19 protein-coding genes are annotated in these 21,268 nt (G+C 70.7%); 8 read left to right on the top strand and 11 right to left on the bottom strand.

Annotated features, from left to right (window positions below):
• Positions 1-211: 211 nt before the first annotated feature.
• Together ACWGKJ_RS24425 and ACWGKJ_RS24420 are read left to right on the top strand one after the other, a co-directional pair.
• On the top strand, positions 212-1,234 hold the full coding sequence (locus ACWGKJ_RS24425; RefSeq protein WP_385023440.1) for a phosphotransferase family protein: 1,023 nt from the start codon (positions 212-214) through the stop codon (positions 1,232-1,234).
• Positions 1,235-1,240: 6 nt separating this feature from the next.
• Positions 1,241-2,455: an acyl-CoA dehydrogenase family protein gene (locus tag ACWGKJ_RS24420; protein WP_385023438.1), complete on the top strand. Its 1,215-nt coding sequence runs from the start codon at positions 1,241-1,243 to the stop codon at positions 2,453-2,455.
• A 129-nt stretch (positions 2,456-2,584) separates the two neighbouring features.
• Here ACWGKJ_RS24420 and ACWGKJ_RS24415 read toward each other — a convergent pair whose 3' ends face one another.
• The 3 genes from ACWGKJ_RS24415 to ACWGKJ_RS24405 are packed head-to-tail and all read right to left on the bottom strand — an operon-like array spanning position 2,585 to position 6,222.
• Positions 2,585-3,367, bottom strand: a complete 783-nt coding sequence (locus ACWGKJ_RS24415) for a 3-oxoacyl-ACP reductase (RefSeq protein WP_385023436.1) — start codon at positions 3,365-3,367, stop codon at positions 2,585-2,587.
• A 6-nt stretch (positions 3,368-3,373) separates the two neighbouring features.
• A complete protein-coding gene (locus ACWGKJ_RS24410) occupies positions 3,374-4,849 on the bottom strand; it encodes an aldehyde dehydrogenase family protein (RefSeq protein WP_385023434.1) in 1,476 nt (491 codons plus the stop codon).
• Positions 4,850-4,857: 8 nt separating this feature from the next.
• Positions 4,858-6,222 (bottom strand): glutamine synthetase family protein, encoded by a 1,365-nt coding sequence (locus ACWGKJ_RS24405; RefSeq protein WP_385023432.1) that lies wholly within the window; start codon positions 6,220-6,222, stop codon positions 4,858-4,860.
• 77 nt (positions 6,223-6,299) lie between these two features.
• On the opposite strand from ACWGKJ_RS24405, the gene ACWGKJ_RS24400 reads away from it, so the two are divergent.
• From ACWGKJ_RS24400 to ACWGKJ_RS24390, 3 genes are all read left to right on the top strand, one after another.
• Positions 6,300-7,028, top strand: a complete 729-nt coding sequence (locus ACWGKJ_RS24400; protein WP_385023430.1) for a FadR/GntR family transcriptional regulator — start codon at positions 6,300-6,302, stop codon at positions 7,026-7,028.
• A gap of 158 nt (positions 7,029-7,186) precedes the next feature.
• Positions 7,187-8,677 (top strand): ethanolamine permease, encoded by a 1,491-nt coding sequence (gene eat, locus ACWGKJ_RS24395; protein WP_385023428.1) that lies wholly within the window; start codon positions 7,187-7,189, stop codon positions 8,675-8,677.
• A 121-nt stretch (positions 8,678-8,798) separates the two neighbouring features.
• Positions 8,799-9,479 carry a gamma-glutamyl-gamma-aminobutyrate hydrolase family protein gene (locus ACWGKJ_RS24390; RefSeq protein ID WP_385023426.1) on the top strand — a complete coding sequence of 227 codons (681 nt, stop codon included), beginning with the start codon at positions 8,799-8,801 and terminating at the stop codon, positions 9,477-9,479.
• Positions 9,480-9,495: 16 nt separating this feature from the next.
• Here ACWGKJ_RS24390 and ACWGKJ_RS24385 read toward each other — a convergent pair whose 3' ends face one another.
• Genes ACWGKJ_RS24385 through ACWGKJ_RS24375 form a run of 3 tightly spaced genes read right to left on the bottom strand, consistent with a single transcriptional unit; the run spans position 9,496 to position 12,542 of the window.
• Positions 9,496-10,092, bottom strand: coding sequence for a TetR/AcrR family transcriptional regulator (locus ACWGKJ_RS24385; protein WP_385023424.1), 597 nt, complete (start codon positions 10,090-10,092; stop codon positions 9,496-9,498).
• Positions 10,093-10,119: 27 nt separating this feature from the next.
• Positions 10,120-11,784 carry a class I adenylate-forming enzyme family protein gene (locus ACWGKJ_RS24380; protein WP_385023422.1) on the bottom strand — a complete coding sequence of 555 codons (1,665 nt, stop codon included), beginning with the start codon at positions 11,782-11,784 and terminating at the stop codon, positions 10,120-10,122.
• Positions 11,781-12,542: an SDR family oxidoreductase gene (locus tag ACWGKJ_RS24375; RefSeq protein ID WP_385023420.1), complete on the bottom strand. Its 762-nt coding sequence runs from the start codon at positions 12,540-12,542 to the stop codon at positions 11,781-11,783. The genes ACWGKJ_RS24380 and ACWGKJ_RS24375 overlap by 4 nt, the downstream gene beginning before the upstream one ends.
• 118 nt (positions 12,543-12,660) lie before the next feature.
• Here ACWGKJ_RS24375 and ACWGKJ_RS24370 point away from each other — a divergent pair, with 118 nt between their 5' ends.
• Positions 12,661-13,911, top strand: a complete 1,251-nt coding sequence (locus tag ACWGKJ_RS24370; protein WP_385023418.1) for an exo-beta-N-acetylmuramidase NamZ family protein — start codon at positions 12,661-12,663, stop codon at positions 13,909-13,911.
• An 89-nt stretch (positions 13,912-14,000) separates the two neighbouring features.
• On the opposite strand, the gene ACWGKJ_RS24365 is transcribed toward ACWGKJ_RS24370, so the two are convergent.
• Complete coding sequence (locus ACWGKJ_RS24365; protein WP_385023415.1) at positions 14,001-16,778, bottom strand: penicillin acylase family protein; 2,778 nt, start codon at positions 16,776-16,778, stop codon at positions 14,001-14,003.
• A 215-nt stretch (positions 16,779-16,993) separates the two neighbouring features.
• Between ACWGKJ_RS24365 and ACWGKJ_RS24360 the strand changes: the two genes are divergently transcribed.
• A complete protein-coding gene (locus ACWGKJ_RS24360; protein WP_385023413.1) occupies positions 16,994-17,605 on the top strand; it encodes a hypothetical protein in 612 nt (203 codons plus the stop codon).
• A 19-nt stretch (positions 17,606-17,624) separates the two neighbouring features.
• On the opposite strand, the gene soxR is transcribed toward ACWGKJ_RS24360, so the two are convergent.
• A complete protein-coding gene (gene soxR, locus ACWGKJ_RS24355) occupies positions 17,625-18,110 on the bottom strand; it encodes a redox-sensitive transcriptional activator SoxR (protein WP_385023411.1) in 486 nt (161 codons plus the stop codon).
• Positions 18,111-18,363: 253 nt separating this feature from the next.
• Between soxR and ACWGKJ_RS24350 the strand changes: the two genes are divergently transcribed.
• Complete coding sequence (locus ACWGKJ_RS24350; RefSeq protein ID WP_385023409.1) at positions 18,364-18,825, top strand: MaoC family dehydratase; 462 nt, start codon at positions 18,364-18,366, stop codon at positions 18,823-18,825.
• A gap of 93 nt (positions 18,826-18,918) precedes the next feature.
• Here ACWGKJ_RS24350 and ACWGKJ_RS24345 read toward each other — a convergent pair whose 3' ends face one another.
• From ACWGKJ_RS24345 to ACWGKJ_RS24335, 3 genes are all read right to left on the bottom strand, one after another.
• Positions 18,919-19,542 (bottom strand): TetR/AcrR family transcriptional regulator, encoded by a 624-nt coding sequence (locus tag ACWGKJ_RS24345; RefSeq protein ID WP_385023407.1) that lies wholly within the window; start codon positions 19,540-19,542, stop codon positions 18,919-18,921.
• A 111-nt stretch (positions 19,543-19,653) separates the two neighbouring features.
• A complete protein-coding gene (locus tag ACWGKJ_RS24340; protein ID WP_385023405.1) occupies positions 19,654-19,941 on the bottom strand; it encodes a YiaA/YiaB family inner membrane protein in 288 nt (95 codons plus the stop codon).
• 86 nt (positions 19,942-20,027) lie between these two features.
• On the bottom strand, positions 20,028-21,185 hold the full coding sequence (locus ACWGKJ_RS24335; RefSeq protein ID WP_385023403.1) for an acyl-CoA dehydrogenase family protein: 1,158 nt from the start codon (positions 21,183-21,185) through the stop codon (positions 20,028-20,030).
• Positions 21,186-21,268: the final 83 nt, after the last annotated feature.

Genomic DNA, 21,268 nt, shown 5'->3' with positions numbered 1-21,268 from the left:
ATCCGCGCCGGTCCCGGCCGGAGGGGAACCCGAACCGGCCGGGCGGTGTATGAGAGATGTGGCCCTCACCCACCGCTGCCGGAGGCGGACCGGGGGTGGACGGCATACCGACTGGTCGGCATGATGGGCGCTGGCAGTACAGCGAGCGTTCCCGCAGACATCCGCGCGAGCGTCCACCCGGACGGTCCGCCCCTACACACGGAGGTGCCCCATGAGCGCAGTCCACCCACCGGGAATCGACCCCGAGGCGCTGCGCGGTCATCTCGACCGGGTGCGGCCCGGCCTGGTGCGCGGACCGCTCAGCGCGCGGCTGATCGAGGGCGGCCGGTCCAATCTGACGTACACCGTCAGCGACGGCACCGGCCGGTGGGTGGTGCGCAGGCCCCCGCTCGGCCATGTCCTGGCCACCGCGCACGACATGAAGCGCGAGCACCGGGTGATCAGCGCGCTGCACCCGACGGGCGTCCCGGTGCCGGAGCCGGTCCTGCTGTGCGAGGACGAGTCGGTGATCGGATCGCCGTTCTACGTCATGGAGTTCGTCGAGGGCACGCCGTACCGTACGGCCGCCCAGCTGGCGCCGCTCGGCGCCGAGCGGACCCGGGCGGCGGTGCTGGGTCTGGTCGACACGCTGGTCGATCTGCACGCCGTGGACCCGGAGGCGGTGGGCCTCGCCGACTTCGGGCGCCCCGAGGGCTTCCTCGACCGGCAGCTGCGCCGCTGGGGCAAGCAGCTGGACGCCTCGCGCAACCGCGATCTGCCCGGCATCGACGAACTGCACGCCACACTCGGACGCGAGCTGCCGCGCTCCCCCGCCCCCACCGTGGTGCACGGCGACTACCGCCTGGACAACGTCCTGCTCGGTCCCGACGACAGGATCAACGCGATCCTGGACTGGGAGATGTCGACACTGGGCGATCCGCTCACCGACCTGGGGCTGCTCGTGATGTACAGCTCCGATCTGGGCATCCCCGAGTCGCCCGTCTCCACCACGAGCGGCGCGGCGGGCCACCCCTCGCCCACCGAGCTGGTCGAGCGGTACGCGGCCCGCTCGGGCCGGGACACCTCCGCCATCGCCTGGTACACGGCGTTCGCCTGGTTCAAGCTCGCCGTGATCCTCGAAGGAATCCACTACCGCTACACCCTCGGCCAGACCGTCGGGGCGGGTTTCGACCAGATCGGCTCCCTGGTCCCCGTCTTCATCGAGCACGGCCTCACCACCCTCCAGGAAGGCTGAACCCCCATGGATTTCGCATTCGACGCGCACACCGAAGAGCTGCGCGGCAGGCTCACCGCCTTCATGGACGAGCATGTCCGGCCCGCCGAGGCCGTCGCCCACGAGCAGCGTGCGCGGCTCGCCTCCCCGTGGGAGACCCCCGCGGTGGTCGAGGAGCTGAAGGCGGAGGCGCGCCGCCAGGGCCTGTGGAACCTCTTCCTGCCGGACGCGGAGTACGGCGCGGGGCTGACCAACCTCCAGTACGCACCGCTCGCCGAGCTCACCGGGCGCTCACCGCAGTTGGCGCCCACCGCGCTGAACTGCGCGGCACCGGACACGGGCAATATGGAGGTGCTCTTCCAGTTCGCCACCGAGCAGCAGAAGAAGCAGTGGCTGGAGCCGCTGCTCGCCGGTGAGATCAGGTCGGCCTTCGCCATGACGGAGCCGGAGGTGGCCTCGTCCGACGCGACGAACATCGAGACCCGTATCGCACGCGAGGGCGACGAGTACGTCATCAACGGCCGCAAGTGGTACATCTCCGGGGCGATGAACCCGGACTGCAAGATCTTCATCGTGATGGGGAAGACCGACCCGGACGGGGAGGACGTCCGCCGCCAGCAGTCGATGATCCTGGTCCCGCGCGACACCCCGGGGCTCGAAGTCCGCCGCGCCATGCAGGTGTACGGCTATGAGGACCACTACCACGGCGGCCACGCCGAGGTGGTCCTCGACAACGTCCGGGTCCCTGTGTCGAACCTGATCGGCGAGGAAGGCGGCGGCTTCGCCATCGCCCAGGCCCGTCTCGGCCCCGGCCGGATCCACCACTGCATGAGGCTGATCGGGATGGCCGAGCGGGCCATCGAGCTGATGTGCCGGCGCGCGGTCGGGCGCACGGCGTTCGGCAAGCCGCTGGCCCAGCAGGGCGTCGTACAGAACTGGATCGCGGACGCCCGGGTCACCGTGGAGCAGCTGCGGCTGCTGGTCCTCAAGACCGCCTGGCTGATGGACACGGTGGGCAACCGCGGTGCGCACACGGAGATCCAGGCCATCAAGATCGCGACTCCGCGCGCGGTCATCGACATCATCGACAACGCGGTCCAGCTGTACGGCGCCGGCGGGGTGAGCCAGGACTTCCCGCTGGCCGAACTCTGGGCGGCGGCAAGGACCCTGAGGCTCGCCGACGGGCCGGACGAGGTGCACCAGCGGTCCCTGGCGCGCCGCGAGCTGAAGAAGTACCTGTAGCGGGAGGGGGGCCGTTACGGGGGCGGGCAGGGAGGTCCGGGGCAGGCGTGTACCTCCGTCCCGCCCCGGACCTCCCTGCCCCCGGGCCGCCCTGCCCGCCCCCGGACCACCGCCGCTCCTCCGCGACGCCTACACGGGTGTGACATAGGCGCCCGCGATACCGCCGTCGACCAGGAAGTCGGTGGCGTTGACGAACGAGGAATCGTCGCTGGCGAGGAAGGCCACGGCGGCGGCGATCTCGTCCGCCTCCGCGAACCGGCCGGCCGGGATGTGGACGAGCCGGCGTCCCGCGCGCTCCGGGTCCTTCGCGAACAGCTCCTGCAGAAGGGGGGTGTTGACCGGCCCCGGGCAGAGCGCGTTGACGCGGATCCCCTCGCGGGCGAACTGCACGCCGAGCTCGCGTGACATGGCGAGCACACCGCCCTTGGACGCGGTGTACGAGATCTGCGAGGTCGCGGCGCCCATGATCGCCACGAAGGACGCGGTGTTGATGATGGAGCCCCGGCCCTGGCGCTGCATATAGGGGACGGCTGCCTTGCAGCAGAGGTAGACGGAGGTGAGGTTGACGTCCTGGACGCGCTTCCAGGCTTCCAGTCCTGTGGTGAGGATGGAGTCGTCGTCGGGCGGCGAGATACCCGCATTGTTGAAGGCGACGTCGACGCTGCCGTAAGTGTCGTACGCCGTCCTGAACAGCGCCTCGACCTGCTCGGGGCTGGTCACGTCGACCCGCACGAAGGTACCGCCGACCTCTTCGGCGGCGGCCTTGCCCGCGGCCTCGTCGATGTCGCCGCAGACGACATGGGCGCCCTCGGAAGCCAGTCGCCGCGCGGCCGCGCGGCCGATTCCGCTGCCCGCGCCGGTGATGACGGCGGTACGGCCGGCCAGGCGGCGGCAGATGCTGCTCTCGGTCATGGTGTCTCAGGCCTCCGTGCCGGGTTCTGTGCCGGGTTCCTTGCGGGGTTCCGTGTTGCGTTCCGTGCTGGCTTCCATGTTGCGTTCCGTGCTGGGTTCCGTGCTGATGAAGACGTTCTTGGTCTCGGTGAAAGCGGTCAGGGCGTCGGGGCCGAGTTCGCGGCCGATGCCGGACTGCTTGTAGCCGCCGAAGGGTGTCCCGTAGCGGACGCTGGAGTGCGAGTTGACGGAGAGATTGCCCGCGGCGACCGCGCGGGAGACCCGGATCGCACGGCCGACGTCGCGGGTCCAGATGGAGCCCGACAGCCCGTACTCGGTGGCGTTGGCGAGCCGGACCGCCTCCTCCTCGTCCTCGAAGGGAAGGACCACGGCGACCGGGCCGAAGATCTCCTCACAAGCCGCCGGGGCATCCGGAGCGAGGCCGGTGAGCACGGTCGGCGGGAACCAGAAACCGGGTCCGGTGGGCGCCGTACCGCGGATCCCCGCCGCCCCGTCGGGGACGTAGCCACGCACCCGTTCGCGCTGGGCCTCGGAGATCAGCGGGCCCATCTGGGTCTTCTCGTCGGCGGGGTCACCGACCACCACGGACTCGATCGCGGGAGTGAGGAGAGCGAGGAAGCGGTCATGGACGGAGCGCTGCACCAGGATGCGGGTGCGGGCGCAGCAGTCCTGGCCGCTGTTGTCCAGGAAGGACATGGGGGTCGCGGCGGCCGCGGCCTCCAGGTCGCAGTCGGCGAAGACGATGTTGGGGCTCTTGCCGCCGAGTTCGAGCGTCACGCGCTTCACGCGCTCGGCGCACCTGGCCATGACGCTCTTGCCGACGCGGACGGAGCCGGTGAAGACGATCTTCGCCACACCCGGATGGTCGACCAGGGCCCGGCCCGTGGTGTCGCCCGCGCCCGGCAGTACCTGGAACAGCCCTTCGGGCAGACCCGCCTCCAGGGCGAGTCCGGCCAGCCGGAGCGCGGTCAGCGGGGTGGTCTCGGCGGGTTTGAGGAGCACCGCGTTGCCCGCGGCCAGCGCGGGGGCCGTGCCCCAGGCGGCGATCGGCATGGGGAAGTTCCAGGGCGCGATCACGCCGACGACGCCGAGCGGTTCGAGGAGGGTGAGGTCGAGGCCCCCCGCGACGGGGATCTGCCGGCCGCTGAGCCGCTCCACCCCTCCGGCGGCGAATTCGAGGAGATCGCGGACGTTGCCGGCCTCCCAGCGGGCGTTGCCGATGGTGTGACCGGCCTCCCGCACCTCCAGCCGCGCCAGCTCCTCGGCATGTCCGTCGACGACGTCGGCGAAGCGGCGCAGCAGCCTGGCGCGGTCGGCCGGCGCCGCTGCGGCCCAGCCGCGCTGGGCCCGCGCCGCCCTGGCGACGGCCTCGTCGACCCCGGCGGCCGTCGTCGCCCGCACGGTCTCGACCAGTTGGCCGGTTGTCGGGTCGAGCACCTCGTGCGACAGCTCGGGACCTACCTCGTGGGATGCGTGGACCACAGCGTTCCTCACAGACGTTCGAAGGAGCGGCGGAGCTCCCAGTCGGTCACCGCGGCGTCGAAGGCTTCGAGTTCGACCCGCGCCATGTTGCGGTAGTGGGCGACGACTTCGGCGCCGAAGGCCGCCTTGGCGACCGGGCTGGTCTCCCACAGTTCAGCGGCTTCGCGCAGAGTGGTGGGGACCCGCTCGTATCCGGCGGTGTACGCGTTCCCGGTGCACTCGTCGGGCAGTTCCAGCCGCTGCTCGATGCCGTACAGGCCGGCCGCGACGAGTCCCGCGACGGCCAGGTGCGGATTGACGTCACCGCCCGGCAGCCGGTTCTCGAAGCGCATCGAGGGGCCGTGGCCGACGACACGGAGCGCACAGGTGCGGTTGTCGTGGCCCCAGGCCACGGCGGTCGGAGCGAAGGAGCCCGGCTGGAAGCGTTTGTACGAGTTGATGTTGGGCGCGTACAGCAGCGAGAAATCACGCAGTGCGGCCAGCTGCCCCGCCAGGAAGGACCGCATGACCGGCGACATCCCGTCAGGTCCTGCGCCGGCCATCGCGGGACGGCCTTCGGCGTCCCGCAACGAGAGGTGGATATGGCAGGAGTTGCCCTCGCGCTCGTTGTACTTGGCCATGAAGGTGAGCGCGACCCCTTCCTGCGACGCGATCTCCTTGGCGCCGGTCTTGTAGACGGCGTGCTGGTCACAGGTGACGAGGGCCTCGTCGTACCGGAAGGCGATCTCGTGCTGGCCCGGGTTGCACTCGCCCTTGGCGGACTCGACGGTCAGACCGGCCGCCGCCATCTCGTTGCGGATCCGGCGCAGCAGCGGCTCGATCCGGCCGGTGCCGAGGACGGAGTAGTCGATGTTGTACTGGTTGGCCGGGACGAGGTCGCGGTAGTTGCGGTCCCATGCCTCCTCGTACGTGTCCCGGAAGACGATGAACTCCAGCTCCGTGCCCACATGCGCGGTGAGACCGTGCTCGGCGAGACGCTCCAGCTGGCGGCGGAGCACCTGGCGCGGGGCCGCCACGACGGGTGCGCCGTCGTTCCACGCCAGGTCGGCGATGAGCAGCGCGGTGCCCTGGTTCCAGGGGATCCGGCGCAGTGTGGTGGGATCCGGGTGCATCGCGAAGTCGCCGTAGCCGGTCTCCCACGAGGACATCTCATAGCCGTCGACGGTGTTCATCTCGGTGTCGACGGCGAGAAGGTAGTTGCACCCCTCGCTGCCGTTCTCCAGGACCTCGTCCAGGAAGAAGGGGGCGGCGAACCGCTTGCCCTGGAGACGTCCCTGCATATCGGGGAAGGCCAGGACGACGGTGTCGATCTCACCGCTCGTGACGAGGGAGCGAAGCTCCTCCACCCCGAGCGGGGGTGTGCGGTCTGCCACGGGATTACCCCTCCTTGGGCCAGCCGGAAGCCATAAGGTAGTACCGAAGACCATTGAAGGGGAAGAGGATCGGTGACGTGGCGAGGCAGATCGAACCGGCAGACCCCCTGACGCCCGTACTGCGCCCCGTGCGCGCCGGGAACGGCTTCGAAGAGGCGCTGGAACAGATCCTTCAGCTGCTGCGCCTCGGCCTTGTCCCGGCCGGGGACAGGCTGCCCGCCGAGCGCGAACTGGCGGAGCGGATGGGGATCAGCCGGGTCACACTCCGCGAGGTGCTGAAGGTGCTGACCGAGCAGGGCCTGGTGGAGAGCAGGCGCGGCCGGTACGGCGGGACCTTCGTGCTGCACCGCCCGGCCGCGCACGGTGAGGACGAGCTGCGCCGGCGGGTGGCGGGGGTGGACGTCGAGGACACCCTGCGCTTCCGCGAGGTGCTGGAGGTCGGGGCCGCCGGACTGTGCGTGGCGCACGGTCTCGCCGATGAGGACGTGCGGCGCCTGCGGGCCGCGCTCGCCGCCACCCATGACGCACCGCTGGCCGAGTACCGGCGGCGGGACACGGTGCTGCATCTGACCCTCGCCGAACTGTGCGGGTCGCCCACGCTCAGCGCCCAGTACGTCGCGGTGCGGGCGACGCTGAACGATCTGCTGGACTGCATTCCGCTGCTCGTACGGAACCTGGAGCACTCACAGCACCAGCACTCCGCGCTGGTCGACGCGGTCGTCGACGGGGACGCGGACGCGGCGCGCGAGGTGATGCGGGAGCACTGCGAGGGTACGGCCGCGCTGCTGCGCGGCTTTCTGTCCTGACCGGGGGCCGCAGCGACCAGGACCGGTGCGATCCGGGCCGGATGGCCGGCCCGGGTCGCACAGGCCCGGCCGCACGGGCCCGCGCAGGGGGCTTGCGCACGGCCGGGAGTACCGGAATGGTGTGCGTGCAAACCTTTGACCTCTGTCAGGAGCGACTCATGGCCGAAGGCACCACCAGGGACGACCCCTCCGCCTCGTCCCCCGCGTCTCTCTCCTCCCCCGCGTCTCCCTCCTCCCCGGCCGACGATGCCTACCTCAGCCGCCGCACTCTGCGCAGGGGCAGTGCGGGATGGCTGCTGCTCACGGGGCTCGGGGTCGCCTACGTCGTCTCGGGTGACTTCTCCGGCTGGAACATCGGTCTGTCCAAGGGCGGTTTCGGCGGGCTCGCCGTCGCCATGCTGCTGATGGGCGTGATGTACGCCTGTCTGGTCTTCACGCTGGCGGAGCTGTCCACGATCCTGCCGACGGCCGGCGGCGGTTACGGCTTCGCCCGCCGTGCGCTGGGTACGTGGGGCGGTTTCCTCACCGGCACCGCGATCCTCATCGAGTACATCCTGGCGCCCGCCGCGATCTCCATCTTCATCGGCGACTACGTCGAGTCGCTCGGCCTCTTCGGCCTCGAATCCGGCTGGCCGGTCTATCTCGCCTGCTTCGCGGTCTTCATCGGAATCCATCTCTGGGGCGTGGGCGAGGCACTGCGTTTCAGCCTGGTGGTGACGGCGATCGCGGTGGCCGCGCTGCTGATCTTCGCGGTCGGCGCGTTCACCGGCTTCAGCGTGAGCGGGCTCAGCGACATCCCGGTCGACACGAGCGCCTTCGGCTCGGGTTCGTGGCTGCCGTTCGGACTCCTCGGCATCTGGGCGGCGTTCCCCTTCGGTATGTGGTTCTTCCTCGGCGTCGAGGGCGTACCGCTGGCCGCGGAGGAGGCGAAGGACCCGGTGCGCTCCATGCCGCGGGCCCTCTCGATCTCCGTGGGCGTCCTGGTGCTGCTCGCCGTACTGACCTTCTTCGCGGCGGCCGGCGCACACGGCTCGAACGCCATCAAGGAGGCCGGGAACCCACTGGTGGTGGCCTTGCAGGGGGACGGCGGTCCCACACCGCTGAGCCGTTTCGTCAACTACGCCGGTCTCGCGGGCCTGGTCGCGTCCTTCTTCTCGCTGGTCTTCGCGGGATCACGCCAGCTCTTCGCGCTCTCCCGGGCCGGCTATCTGCCCCGCTTCCTCTCGCTCACCAACCGCCGGAAGTCGCCGTACCTGGGGCTGCTGGTCCCCGGAGCGATCGGCTTCGCGCTGGCGGCGGGGACGGGGAACGGGGCCCGGATGCTGAACGTCGCGGTCTTCGGCGCGACCATCTCGTACGCGCTGATGGCGCTGTCCCACATCGTGCTGCGGCGCCGCGAACCGGCGCTGGAGCGCCCGTACCGGACCCCGGGGGGTGTGCTGACCTCGTCGGTGGCGTTCGTACTCGCCCTCTTCGCGCTGGCGGCGACGTTCCTGGTGGACAAGGACGCGGCGTTCATCGCCATGGGCGTCTATGCCGTGGCCCTCGCCTACTTCGCGCTCTACAGTCGCCATCATCTGGTGGCGCGGGCGCCGGAGGAGGAGTTCGCCGCGCTGGCAGCGGCCGAGGCCGAGCTCGAACGGGACTGAACCGGACGCCGCAGGCCCGGCCCCCACCGGGCCTGCCCCACAGGCCCGGACCCACTGGCGCACACTCACCACCTCACCGGCTCACACCCGACCGAACGGAATCCGCGGAAACGGAGTCGCTGTGTCCAAGCCGCTCATCGGTGTCACGACCTATCTGGAACCGGCCCAGTGGGGTGTGTGGGACATGCCGGCGGCGCTGCTGCCGGCCGGATACCCGCGCCTGGTCCAGGCGGCGGGCGGTATCGCCGTACTCCTCCCGCCGGACGACCCGGCCGTCGCGGCCCCCGCCCTGGCCAGGCTGGACGGTCTTGTCGTCGCGGGCGGCGCCGACATCGAGCCGGCGCGGTACGGGGCGGAGACCGACCCCCGTACCGGCCCCGCGGCGCGGGACCGGGACGCCTGGGAACTCGCCCTGATCCGGGTGGCGTTGGCCTCGGGGGTGCCGCTACTCGGCATCTGCCGGGGGATGCAGCTGCTGAATGTCGCGCTGGGCGGGACGCTGGTGCAGCATCTGGACGGGCACACCGGGGGTGTGGGTGTCTTCGGCCGGCACCCGGTGAAGCCGGTGCCGGGCACGCGGTACGCGTCGATCGTGCCGGACGAGGCATCGGTCCCGACGTACCACCACCAGGCGGCCGGCCGGCTGGCCGACACCCTGGTGGTGAGCGCGTACGCGGCGGACGGCACCGTGGAGGCGGTGGAGCTGCCGGGTGCGGCGTGGGTGCTGGGCGTGCAGTGGCATCCGGAGGCGGGCGACGACACCCGGGTGATGTCGGCGCTGGTCGCGGCGGCCGCGGGCTGACGCTCCGGCAGCGGAGCTACGGCCGCAGCGCCCGCAGCAGCAGATCCGCCAGCTGGTCGGCCACTTCGCGCGGGGTCAGCGAGCCGTCCGGGCGGTACCACGTGGACAGATGGTGCACGGACCCGAAGTGGTAGTCGACCACCAGGTCCGCGGGGGTGGCCGCCGAGAACACCCCGGCGCGCTGGCCCTCCTCCACCAGCGCCCGGAAGCGCTCGTGGTAGCGGCGGCGCTCCAGCCGTACCTGCTTGTTCTTCTCGGGGCTCAGATGGTGCATGGAGCGGAAGAAGATCGACGCGTCGTCCAGATTGTCGATGGTGGTGACGACGACGTCCGCGGCGGCGTCGCGCAGCCGCTCCTCGACCGGCGCGTCGGCGTCCGCGAACGCGTCGAGCCGCTCCTGCTGGAGCCTCAGCACCCGTGAGTAGACCTCCTGGAGGAGATCCTCCTTGGACCCGAAGTAGTGGTAGAGGGCGCCCTTGGTGACTCCGGCCGCCTCGACGATCTCCTGGACCGACGTCCGGTCGTAGCCGCGCTCGGCGAAGAGCCGGGTGGCGGCGGCCAGCAGCCTCTGCGGGACGGGCACGCCGTTCCCGTCGGTCGTTCTGGCTGCCATCGCCGCCACCTTCCGTCCGTGTGCTCGTCACTGCGGGGAACGCAGTTCCCGCCTCAGGATCTTCCCACTGGTGGTCTTCGGCAGCTCCGGCAGGATCTCGACCTCGCGCGGGTACTTGTACGCCGCGAGCCGCTCCTTGCAGTACGCGGCCAGCTCCGCCGGTGTCACCGCGCTCCCGGTCCCCGTCGGCCGCAGGCTCACATACGCCTTGACCGACTCGCCGCGGTAGGCGTCGGGGATCCCCACCACGGCGGCCTCCCGTACGGCGGGGTGGGTGTAGAGGACGTCCTCCACCTCGCGCGGCCAGACCTTGAAGCCGGATGCGTTGATCATGTCCTTCATCCGGTCCACGACATAGAGCCAGCCGTACCGGTCCATGAAGCCGATGTCCCCGGTGCGCAGCTCACCGCCGGGGAACGCCTCGGCGGTGGCCTCCGGCCGTTCCCAGTATCCGGAGACGACCTGCGGCCCGCTCACCACGATCTCGCCCTGCTCCCCGAACGGCACCTCACCGCCGTCGGGGTCCACGATCCGCACCACGGTGTCGGGCCCCGGCACTCCGACCGAGAGCGTGCCCGACACCGGGTCGACCGGGGCCTCCCGCTCGGGCGGGACGGACGCGCACGGGGCGGTGCACTCGGTGAGCCCGTAGCCGTTGCGGATGTACGGGCCGAAGCGCTCACGGAACCCCTCCACCAGCGCGGGCGGCAGCGGTGCGCCGCCGGACGAGATCACCTGGAAGGAGGCGAAGTGGTCCGGGGTGACCGAGGGATCGGCCGCGAGCGCCATGAAGGCCGTGGAGGGGCCGACGGTGTAGGCGGGGCGGTGCTCGGCGAAGGCGTCGAGCACCACTCCGGGGTGGAACCGGTAGGCGAGTACGAGAGTCCCGGCGTTGGCGACGCACGCGGCCAGCTCGCAGACCATCCCGGTGATGTGGAAGAGCGGCGCGAGCGCGAAGTAGGCGGAGCCCTCGGCCACCGGGTGCCCGGTGCGCTGGCGCTCGGCGTTCACCATGATGTTGGCGTGGGCGTTCATCGCGCCCTTGGGGGTCCCGCTGGTGCCGGACGTATAGCTGATCAGGGCCACGTCGGCGGGGTGCGGATCGCGGCCTGCGGGGGCCGGGAGACCCTGCCGGGCGACGGTCACCAGGTCGTCGGTGTCGGCGGGGCACGGCAGCCGCTCGAAGCCGAGGACCCGGGCGTCGTCCCGGGTCTGCAGATCGCGCTCGCAGGCGGTGAGCGCGCAACGCAGCGGCACTCCGGCGGAGGTCTCGCGCAGATACGACTCCCAGGCCCGGTCGGAGCAGACGAGCGCGGTGACCCCGGCGTCCCGCAGGGCGTGGCCGACCTCGGCCGACTTGTACATCGGGTTGAGCGGTACGACCGTGGCGCCGGCCTTCCAGGCACCGAGCAGCGCCAGCACGAAGTGCGGCGAGTTCTGCAGCATGACCGCGACCCGGTCGCCGCGCCCCACACCCCGCGCGGCGAGGTGCCCTGCGACCGAGTCGGAGAGCGCGTCGGTCTCGCGGTAGGTCAGCCGTCCGTCGAAGTAGGCGAGGGCCGGGCGCTCCGGTGCGCGGGCGACGGCGTCACGGAAGGCGTGCACCACGCTCGCCTGCGGGTGGACCGGGCGGCGCTGGGCCTCGCTGAGCAGCTCCAGCCAGGGCTTCGCCGCGTAGAGCGAGGCGCTCACCGTCCGGACTCCCATTTCTGCTGGAGGTGGTTCATCCCGCCGATCCACCGGTCGGGATCGGCGGCCCGCGCCTGGTAGTAGTCGGCGACCTCGGGGTGCGGAAGTACCAGGAAGCGGTCGTCGGCGATGGCGGCCATCAGCGCCTCGGCGACATCGGCGGGCTCGATCGCCGTCGGCGCGAGCACCAGCTCACCCGCGGACCCGGTCGAGGCCAGCATGTCGGTCCGTACGCCCTGCGGGCAGATCGCGTGGACCTTCAGCCCGCGATGGCGGTAGGTGAGCGAGAGCCACTCCGCGAAGGCCAGCGCACCGTGCTTGGTGACGCTGTACGGCGCCGCGCCGATCATGGTGAGCAGCCCGGCGGCCGACACGGTGGAGACGAACCGGCCCTCTCCGCGCTCCAGCCAGCCGGGCAGCAGCGCGCGGGCGGCGCGGACATGGGCCATCACATTGAGGTCCCAGGCCGCGTCCCAGACCGCCTCGTCGGAGAAGGGGTCGCCTGCCGAGCCGAGGCCGGCGTTGGCGCAGTAGATGTCGACCCGTCCGCCGAGTGCATCCCGGGCGGCCTCCACGACCGCCGACGCGTCACCGGGCAGCGCGGTCCCGCCGATCTCATCGGCCACCGCACCGGCTCTGGCGCCGTCCAGGTCGTTGACCACGACACGGGCCCCCTCCGCGGCGAACCTCCGGGCCAGCGCCGCGCCGATACCGCCGCCCGCCCCTGTGACCACTACACGCGCGCCGTCGACCGTACCCATCAGGACCTGCCTCTCCCTTGAATGCACCAGCAGACTAACCAGTCGGTATGTGGCAGGGGAAGGGGCGAGGGCTAGCCTGCGTGGCCATGACACTCGGCGAGATCATGGAGGTATCCCGATGAACCTTTCCAGGCGGGGGCTGCTGGCCGCGAGCGGAGCCGTGGGTGCGCTGGGAGCCGTGGGCGCCACGGCGGAACCGGCCGCCGCGCGCGGGAGGCGCGCCCGGGTGCGTACCGGCTTCGACCGGCTGGCCGCCGACGGCTACGCCCTGCTCGACGGGGAGCGCGTCGGGATCGTCACCAATCCGACCGGGGTCACCCAGGACGTCCGGCACATCGTCGATGTCATGCACGCCGACCGGCGGGTGAACCTCACCGCCGTCTTCGGCCCCGAGCACGGCTTCCGCGGCACGGCGCAGGCGGGCGGTTCGGAGGGCCGGTACGACGACCCGGCGACCGGGCTTCCGGTGTACGACACGTACACCAGAAGCGGGCAGCCCCTCGCTGACATCTTCACCGCGTCCGGTGTGGACACGGTGGTCTTCGACATCCAGGACGCGGGCGCCCGCTTCTACACGTACATCTGGACGCTCTACGACTGCATGGAGGCGGCGGCGCTCGCGGGGCTGCGCTTCGTGGTGCTCGACCGGCCGAATCCGGTGACCGGGCGGGCCGCGCTCGGCCCGGTGCTGCACAAGGGGTTCGCGACGTTCGTCGGGCGGCAGCCGATCGCGCAGGCGCACGGGATGACGGTGACGGAGCTGGCCCGGCTCTTCAACGGCGAGTTCCTGGCGGGCAGGGTGAAGTTGGAGACGGTACGGATGTCCGGCTGGCGGCGCGGCGACTTCTTCGACGCGACAGGGCTGCCGTGGGTGCCGCCGAGCCCGAACATGCCCACGCCCGACACGGCTCTGGTCTACTCGGGGACCTGTCTCTTCGAGGGGACCAGCCTCTCCGAGGGGCGGGGCACCACCAGGCCGTTCGAGCTGCTGGGGGCCGAGGGGATCGACCGGCGGTGGGCGGAGGCCGCCAACACGCTCGATCTGCCCGGGGTCGTCTTCCGCGAGGCGTACTTCGCGCCGACCTTCTCCAAGTTCGAGGGGAAGACGGTTGGCGGTGTCCAGCTCCATGTCCAGGACCGTACGGCGTTCGACCCGGTGCGGACCGCCGTCGGGCTGCTGGTGACGGCGAAGAAGGTCTGGTCCGGGTTCGCCTGGCGTTCCGACGACTGGATCGACAAGCTGACCGGATCGACCAGGGTCCGCACGATGATCGACAAGGGCGCGGACACCGATGAGGTGGTGGCGGCCTGGCAGGGCGAACTCGCCGCCTTCCGGGCCGTGCGCGAGCGGTATCTGACGTACCGCTGAGCAACATCCGACATGACGCCGAGCAGCCACCGCGGGCCGGACCGGAGTCATCCGGTCCGGCCCGTGGCCGTCTCTGTGTCCCCTTACGGTTACCGGTGCGAGGGGAACTCCACGACCTGCTGGTACGTAGGCCGGTTCTGCCACTGGATGGGCCAGAACTGCAGCCCGCCCAGCGGACGGTGGATGATCGCGTCCGAGCACCACTGGTCACCGGCGGCGCAGCTGTCGTCACCGGGGTAGACCTGCGCCGGGGTCTTGGCGGCCGCCTGGCCGAGCGTGGTGAGCAGCGCGTCCCGGCAGGCGCTCAGATCGCCCCCGCCGCAGTACGTCTTGCCCAGCTTGCCCTGCACCGGGCGCCCCAGGACCGTGCGGATGTCCTTGTCGACATAGCTCCACCAGCCGTACTGGAAGGCGGATCCGGCGTGTGCCCCGGTCGGTCCGTGGCCCGCCGAGGGCGACTCGTCGATGGAGAGGTTGGCGGTGAGCGCCGAGTAGAGGTCGTCGCCGAGCCCCGGCTTGAACTCGGCCTGCACCAGCAGCGGCCACCAGGCGTCCATGATCCGCACGGCGTCGGGGTGGGTGTAGACGTGCGAGCTCTGGGCGTTCTCCTTGCGCTGGGCGCCGTCGGACACCCACGCCTCCAGCTGCTCGACCGCCTTGGCCTCCGCCGGGTCGGTGACCGGCTGGCTCCGTACGACGTCGAGCAGTTCGGGCAGAACGTCCTCGCCGCGCAGATCGGTGACGGCGGCCTCGGCCATGGCGCGGGTCAGCGCGGCACGGGTGACGCCGCCCTTGGCGACGAGTTTCGCCACCCGGTCACCCAGCAGGTCGACCCGGTGCACCGAGCCGTTGCCGAACCCGGCCGACGCGTAGTCCTTGGCCTGTTTGTTGTTCCAGGAGACGTAGTAGTCCTGGCCCACGGACTGCGGATGCTGGGTGGCCGGGGTGACGTCGGTGGTGTGGTGGTCGGGGTCGAAGCCCTTCCACTCGTAGGCCGGTTCGGCCTTGACGGGCAGCGAGGCATCGACCCCGGCGGCGCGCACCGGGTTCATCCCGCTGTTGAAGTAGGCGGCCTGGCGGGAGTCGGCGTAGAACCAGTTGAAGGTGTAGCCGATGTGGTCGGCGGCCTGCTGGAAGGTCTTGGCGTCCTTCACGTACCCCGGGTCGTTCATCATCTGGAAGCCCACGATCGAGTCGGCCTCATGCCCGTACGTACTGCGCAGCGAGGTGTAGGCGACGGGTTTGCCGTCGACGGTGGCGCGGTGGGTCACGATGCCGTACTTGGTGCGGTAGACCTGCATCCGGTAGGAGCCGGCCGCCGTGGAGTCGGCGACGGTGGGCTTCCAGGAGTTGGTCCGCTCCATCTTCTCCATCGGGGTGCAGACGCCCCTGAAGAGGTAGTGGGTGTCGTCCTGGCAGAGCTCCACCGCGTAGGTGTCGGTGATGTCCTGGCCGGCCGATGTGGCGCTCCACGCGTAGTCCTGGCCGCGGCCCAGCTGGATGTACATGCCGACACCGGCGAAGGAGACACCGCGGGCACTGATGCCGGGCCCCTGGAGTTCCTGGAGCATCAGCAGCTGCGGCAGGAAGTATCCGGTCTGCGGACCGAACACGGCGACGGGGTTTCCGCTCGCGGTGTGCTGACCCGAGACGACAAGGGCGTTGGACATGCCCTTCTTGCTGCTGAACAGGTCCGCCGGGAGCACCCCGTTGTCGTACATGCCCTGGACCGGCTTGAGTTTCTTCGACGCCTTGACCGGGGTCTTCGCCGCGGTCTTGGCGCCGCCGGTCCTGTCGTACACCAGCGGTTCGGCCTTCACCGAGCCCGGGTCGGGCATCGCGGTGCCCTTGGGATCGGCCGGTTTGTCCGCGTAGGGGAAGCTGGTGCCGTCGTGGACGGTGAGGGTGGCCTCCGGGTCGTTGCGCTCCCGGAAGGACTCCCAGACCTTGCTGCCCTCGGTGACGCCGTACTTCTGCTGGGCGGAGAGCAGCGAGAGCGCGGCCTGCACCTCGCCGCCACCGCCGCCGCCGAAGAGACCGCCGACCACCGAGGCAAGCGCGATCATGTCCGTGATCTTGAAGGGCTCGATCTCCCCGGCGTTGGTGATCGCGTTGATCTTCCCGGTGAGGACGTACTCACCGGGGAAGTAGCGGCCGTCCTTCGACTTCTGCCGGTAGGCGTTGATGCCGTCGACATACGCCTGGGCGTCGTCCATGGCCTGCTTGCCCCGGGCGCCCTGGGCCGCGATCCGGTCGACCTGGTCCTGGAGGTCCTGCTCGGTGTACGGGGCCTGCGGCCAGAACTCCTGCTCCAGGCCCTGGTTGGCGAGTGCGCCGCCGGCGAAGGAGGTGAGCTCGCCCCTGCCGATGTGCCGGAAGAGGTCCATCAGCCAGAGCCGGTCCTGGCCTGCCGCGTATCCGGCGCCGAACTCGGTTCCGTAGCGCGTGGTGCCCTTGATGTGCGGGACGCCGGTCTTCTTGTCCCGGGTGATGCTGACGTCGTCGCGCGGCTTGGTGACCGAGGCGACCTGGTCGTCGGGGACGCCGAACGAGCCGTCGTTGAAGAAGTTGTTCAGCGTGGAGTCGGTGAGCGAGGGGGCCCCGGCGGGCAGCGCGTCGTACGGTCCGAGCTGGTCGGCGCTGTGTTCGGGACGGGTGCCCAGCGCACGGTGGGCGAGGATCTGGGCGAGGGTGGCATTGCCGTTCTCACCCGGCGGCATGATGTCGTTGCACTGGCTCTTGCAGTAGTCGGTGCCGGGATCCGCCGCCGCGGCGGTCGCCTGCGGCAGCGGGGTCATCAGGCCGGCGCCGAGTGCGAACACCGCTATCGCGATGCCAGTTCTGAGCTTTCCGGTACGTCGTCGCATGAATGCTCCTGAGGGGGAAGCCGATGGGAACGGACGTTACTGGCGAGGTGACCCGTCAGTAAGGTGAACATGCGTCACCTTTTCCGAATCACCACACAGGTGCGGGAGAGGCCGCATCGGTGATGGCACCCATCGGGAATTCGATGGAGCCGAATCGGGTAGCCGTACGTCCATTCACTGACGCAGCAGCATTCAGCGACGGAGGTGGCAGTGCGATGGCCGGTTTCCGGAGTCTCGCGAGACAGGTGCGCGATCCCCACCACGACCTTGCCCTGCGGCGGTATTCGCTGCGCAAGTGTCTGGAGAGGTTTGCCCCGTACGGACACAGGGCGACCTGGGATCATCTGTGTGCCAGGCATCACATCGGGCCCGAGGACCGGGCCCCGGATCCGGCGCGGCTGGTGGCCGCGCTCGACGAACTCGAAGAGGCGCGGACCGTCTGGCTCGCCTACGAGGCGGAGTTCGCGGAACGGCGCAAGCGGGAGAAGCACGAGGGGATAAGGCGTCCCGGCGCCTTCGACGACTGGCACCGGCGCACCTGGGGCGGCTGCGGTGTGGCCTGGTGCGGGGACCCCGCCGTGCACCCGTCCCGGCCGCTGGCGGAGGTTCTGCGGCGGCTGATTTCCGCCCTGAGGGCCGACCCGGCCGGCGCCTGCCCGGTGTGCACCGGGAAGACGATCACCTGGACCTCGCGGGGCGGCCGGGAGCCGTGGTCGGGGCCCGTCTGCAACCGCTGCGGGATCCTCGTACCGCAGCCCGCCCTGACCTCCACCGCGCTGGCCCGCGCGCGGAGCGCCGGTCACTCCTCCCTGGCCTCGGCGGCCTGAGCACCGGCGGGACCGTCCGTCAGCCGGTCCCGCCCTCCGGATCCGGTTCCGGCGGGCCGGGGAGCAGCCTCGATCCGGTCATACGGTCGCCGAAGACATCGTCCGGGTTGGACAGGACGCAGTTCTCCAGCGACAGACAGCCGCAGCCGATGCAGTCGGTGAGATGGTCGCGGAGCATGCCGAGCTGGGCGATGCGACCGTCGAGCTCGGAGCGCCAGGCGGCGGAGAGGCGCGCCCAGTCCTCGCGGTTGGGCGTGCGCTCGTCGGGCAGCTCGGCGAGCGCGTCCCTGATCGTGGCGAGCGGGATGCCGACCCGCTGCGCAGCCCGGATGAAGGCGACGCGGCGCAGCGCGTCCCGGGTGTAGCGGCGCTGGTTGCCGCTTGTCCTGCGGCTGGTGATCAGGGCCTTGCTCTCGTAGAAGTGCAGGGCGGAGACGGCGGCTCCGCTCCGCGCGGAGAGCTGGCCGACGGTGAGTTCGTGGATCTTCTCCGGAAGGTGCGGCACTCCGCGAAGCCTACTGCCCCGTTCCTGAGGGGGTCTGGTCTGTTCCTGCCGGAGTCCCGCCCCCTTTCCGCCGGTGTCCGGTCTGTTCCTGACGATGTCCCGCGACCCTGATCAGCACCGGCGGTGCGGCCGGTCGTTGACAGGGGCGGCCGCACCCGACAATGCTGAGCAAGCGCTTGGACACTTCACCGGGGCCGCCGGAGCGCCGCGGCCACCGGGACCGTCGGAACCGTTGGGAAAGGCAGGATCACGCATGGCAGAGCCGAGGATCTTCACATCCGCCGATGAGCTGCGCGCCGGGATCGGTGAGCGACTGGGGCCGAGCGACTGGCTGGAGATCGACCAGAAGCGGATCGACCTCTTCGCGGATGCCACGGGTGACCACCAGTGGATCCACGTCGATCCGGCCAGGGCCGCTTCGGGCCCGTTCGGCACGACCATCGCCCACGGCTATCTGACCCTGTCGCTGCTGCCCACCCTGGTCCCGCAGATCATGCGGGTCGAGGGAATGAAGATGGGCATCAACTACGGCACCAACAAGGTGCGTTTCCCCTCCACGGTGCCGGTCGGCTCCCGGCTGCGGGCCACGGCCGTCCTCACCGATGTGTCCGAGGCGGGCGGGGGCGTCCAGGTGACGGCCGCCGTCACGGTGGAACGCGAGGGCGCCGACAAGCCGGTGTGCGTGGCGGAGTCGGTCTCCCGGTATTACTTCTGATCCATCCGTACGTCCGGTCCACCCGTACGTCTGATCCACCCGCGCTGCTGGCCCGCGCCGGACCCTGTGATCCGCGGCCGGCACCGGCCCGCGCTACTTCCGGGCGGAGACCATCCGCAGGACGAGGTCGGCGTAGAACGCGCCGACCTCGTCGGGCGTACTGCGCCCCTCCACGTTGAACCAGCGCGACACGTCGATGCAGAGCGACAGCACGGCCAGGGCGGTTCCCGGGATGTACGGGACATCGAACTCCCCCGTCCGCACCCCGTCTTCGATGATGCGGCGCACGGCGGCGTCGCTGCGCTTGCGCAGTCCGACGATCCCGGCGCGGTGCTCGTCACCGAGCGCGTCGAGTTCGTACTGGACGACCCGGGCCGTCGTGTGGTGTCCGGCGTGCCAGCGGACGAAGGAGCGGACCGCCGCCGCGAGCCGTTCGGCGGGGGTCCCCGGTCCTTCGGCCGCCGTCTCCAGGATCTCCAGGGCCTTCTCGTGGCCGATGCGGCTGATCCGGTGGAGCAGCTCTTCCTTGGTCTTGTAGTGGATGTAGAGCGCGGCGGGGCTCATTCCGGCGCGGCCCGCGATGTCGCGGGTCGTCGTGGCGTGGTAGCCGCGCTCGGCGAAGGCTCCGACAGCGGCGACGAGCAGCCGCCTGGCGGCCTCGGGGCCGACCTCCGCCCACGGCTCCTCGCCGCCCGCCGTCTCCTCCGCCGTGCTCATTGCTGGCCCCTTCCGCCCATGACGCAGCGCTGCTGCAGGACGCACACCATACCCCGAAGGTGAGCAAGCGCTTAGAACGCCGGCCGGGGAGGGCAGGCGGCGGGGGGACGGTCAGAGCTTCTGGAACGGGTCGTGCTCGGCGAGCAGCTTCTCCAGGCGGGCCTGGTCGACCCGGGTCACGATCTGGCCGGCCTCCTGCCGGTCCCTGATGACCTTGGCCAGCGTGAAGGCGGAGGTGGTGAGGTACAGGAGGCCGAGGCCGAGGAAGGCCCGCACCCAGACGTTGACGTCCAGGTTGAGGATGCCCAGAGTCATGGCCGCGAGGGCGACCGCGAAGGACGCGACGGCCTGGCCGAAGTAGGCGGCGGTGTTCTGCTGTCTGACCGGTGTGTCACTCATGGGGAGAGCATCGTGCGGATGTGGCACCCGCCACATCCGCACAGCTACTCAGTACGGCTACTCATCCGCGATGACCGCGGGCCGGTTCAGAAGGCCGAGACCCCGGTGAGCGCGCGGCCGATGACCAGCTTCTGGATCTGGCTGGTGCCCTCGTACAGCGTCATCACCCGTGCGTCACGCAGCAGCTTCCCCGCCGGGTACTCGTCGATGTACCCGTAACCGCCGAAGACCTGGAGGGCGTTGTTCGCGGCCCGTACGGCGGCCTCCGACGCGAAGAGCTTCGCCTTGGAGGACTCGGTGGCGAACGGCTCGCCCCGGTCGATCAGATCGGCGACCCGCCAGGTGAGCAGCCGGGCGGCGTCCACGTCCACCGAGATGTCGGTGATCAGCTCCTGGACGAGCTGGTGGTGGGCGATCGTCCTGCCGAACTGCTCGCGTTCGGTCGCGTACTTCACCGCGCAGTCGAGCGCCGCCTGGGCGATGCCCACACACCCCGCCGCGACCGACATCCGCCCCTTGGCCAGCGCCGACATGGCGACCGAGAAGCCCTTGCCCTCGGGTGCCAGCATGGCCGACGCCGGGACCCTCACGTCCTCCAGGACCAGCTCGGCCGTGGCCTGGCCGCGCAGTCCGAGCTTGCCGTGGACGGTGCGCCGGGTGAGCCCCGGGGTGTCGGTGGGGACCAGGAACGCCGAGATCCCCCGGTGGCCGGGCGCGTCGGTGGAGCGGGCGAAGAGCAGGACCACATCGGCCCAGGTGCCGTTGGTGATGAACATCTTGGAGCCGTTGACGACGTAGTCGCCCGAGCCGCCGTCCCGGACGGCCTTCGTCGTGAGGCTGCCCGCGTCGGAGCCGGTGCCGGGCTCCGTGAGGCCGAAGCAGCCGATCAGCTCGCCGGATGTGAGTCCGGGCAGCCAGCGCCGCTTCTGCTCCTCGTCGCCCCAGTGCGCGATGGTCTTGGCCACCAGGCCCAGCGAGACCGAGACGATACCGCGCACCGACGAGTCACCGCGGCCGAGCTCCTCGGTGACCAGGCAGTACGAGAGGTGGTCGCCGCCGGAGCCGCCGTACTCCTCGGGCACGGTGAGACCGAGGAAGCCGAGCGCGCCGAGCTTGCGCACCACGGAGCGGTCGACGCTCTCCGCCCGGTCCCACTCGACGACGTACGGGGCGACGTCCCGGGCGACGAAGTCCTCGGCGAGCCGCCGTACCGCGGACTGCTCCTCGCTGAGCTCCAGATTCATGGGGGCACCTCTCATTTCAGCGGCCGGGCCCGGACACCGTCGGATCCAGTTAAATTAGCACTGCTAGTTTCTGGATGACAGCC

Source organism: Streptomyces sp. NPDC054757, from assembly GCF_053612185.1.
The sequence above is the reverse complement of the archived record's forward strand: the minus strand, read 5'-3'. Positions and strand labels throughout refer to the sequence as shown.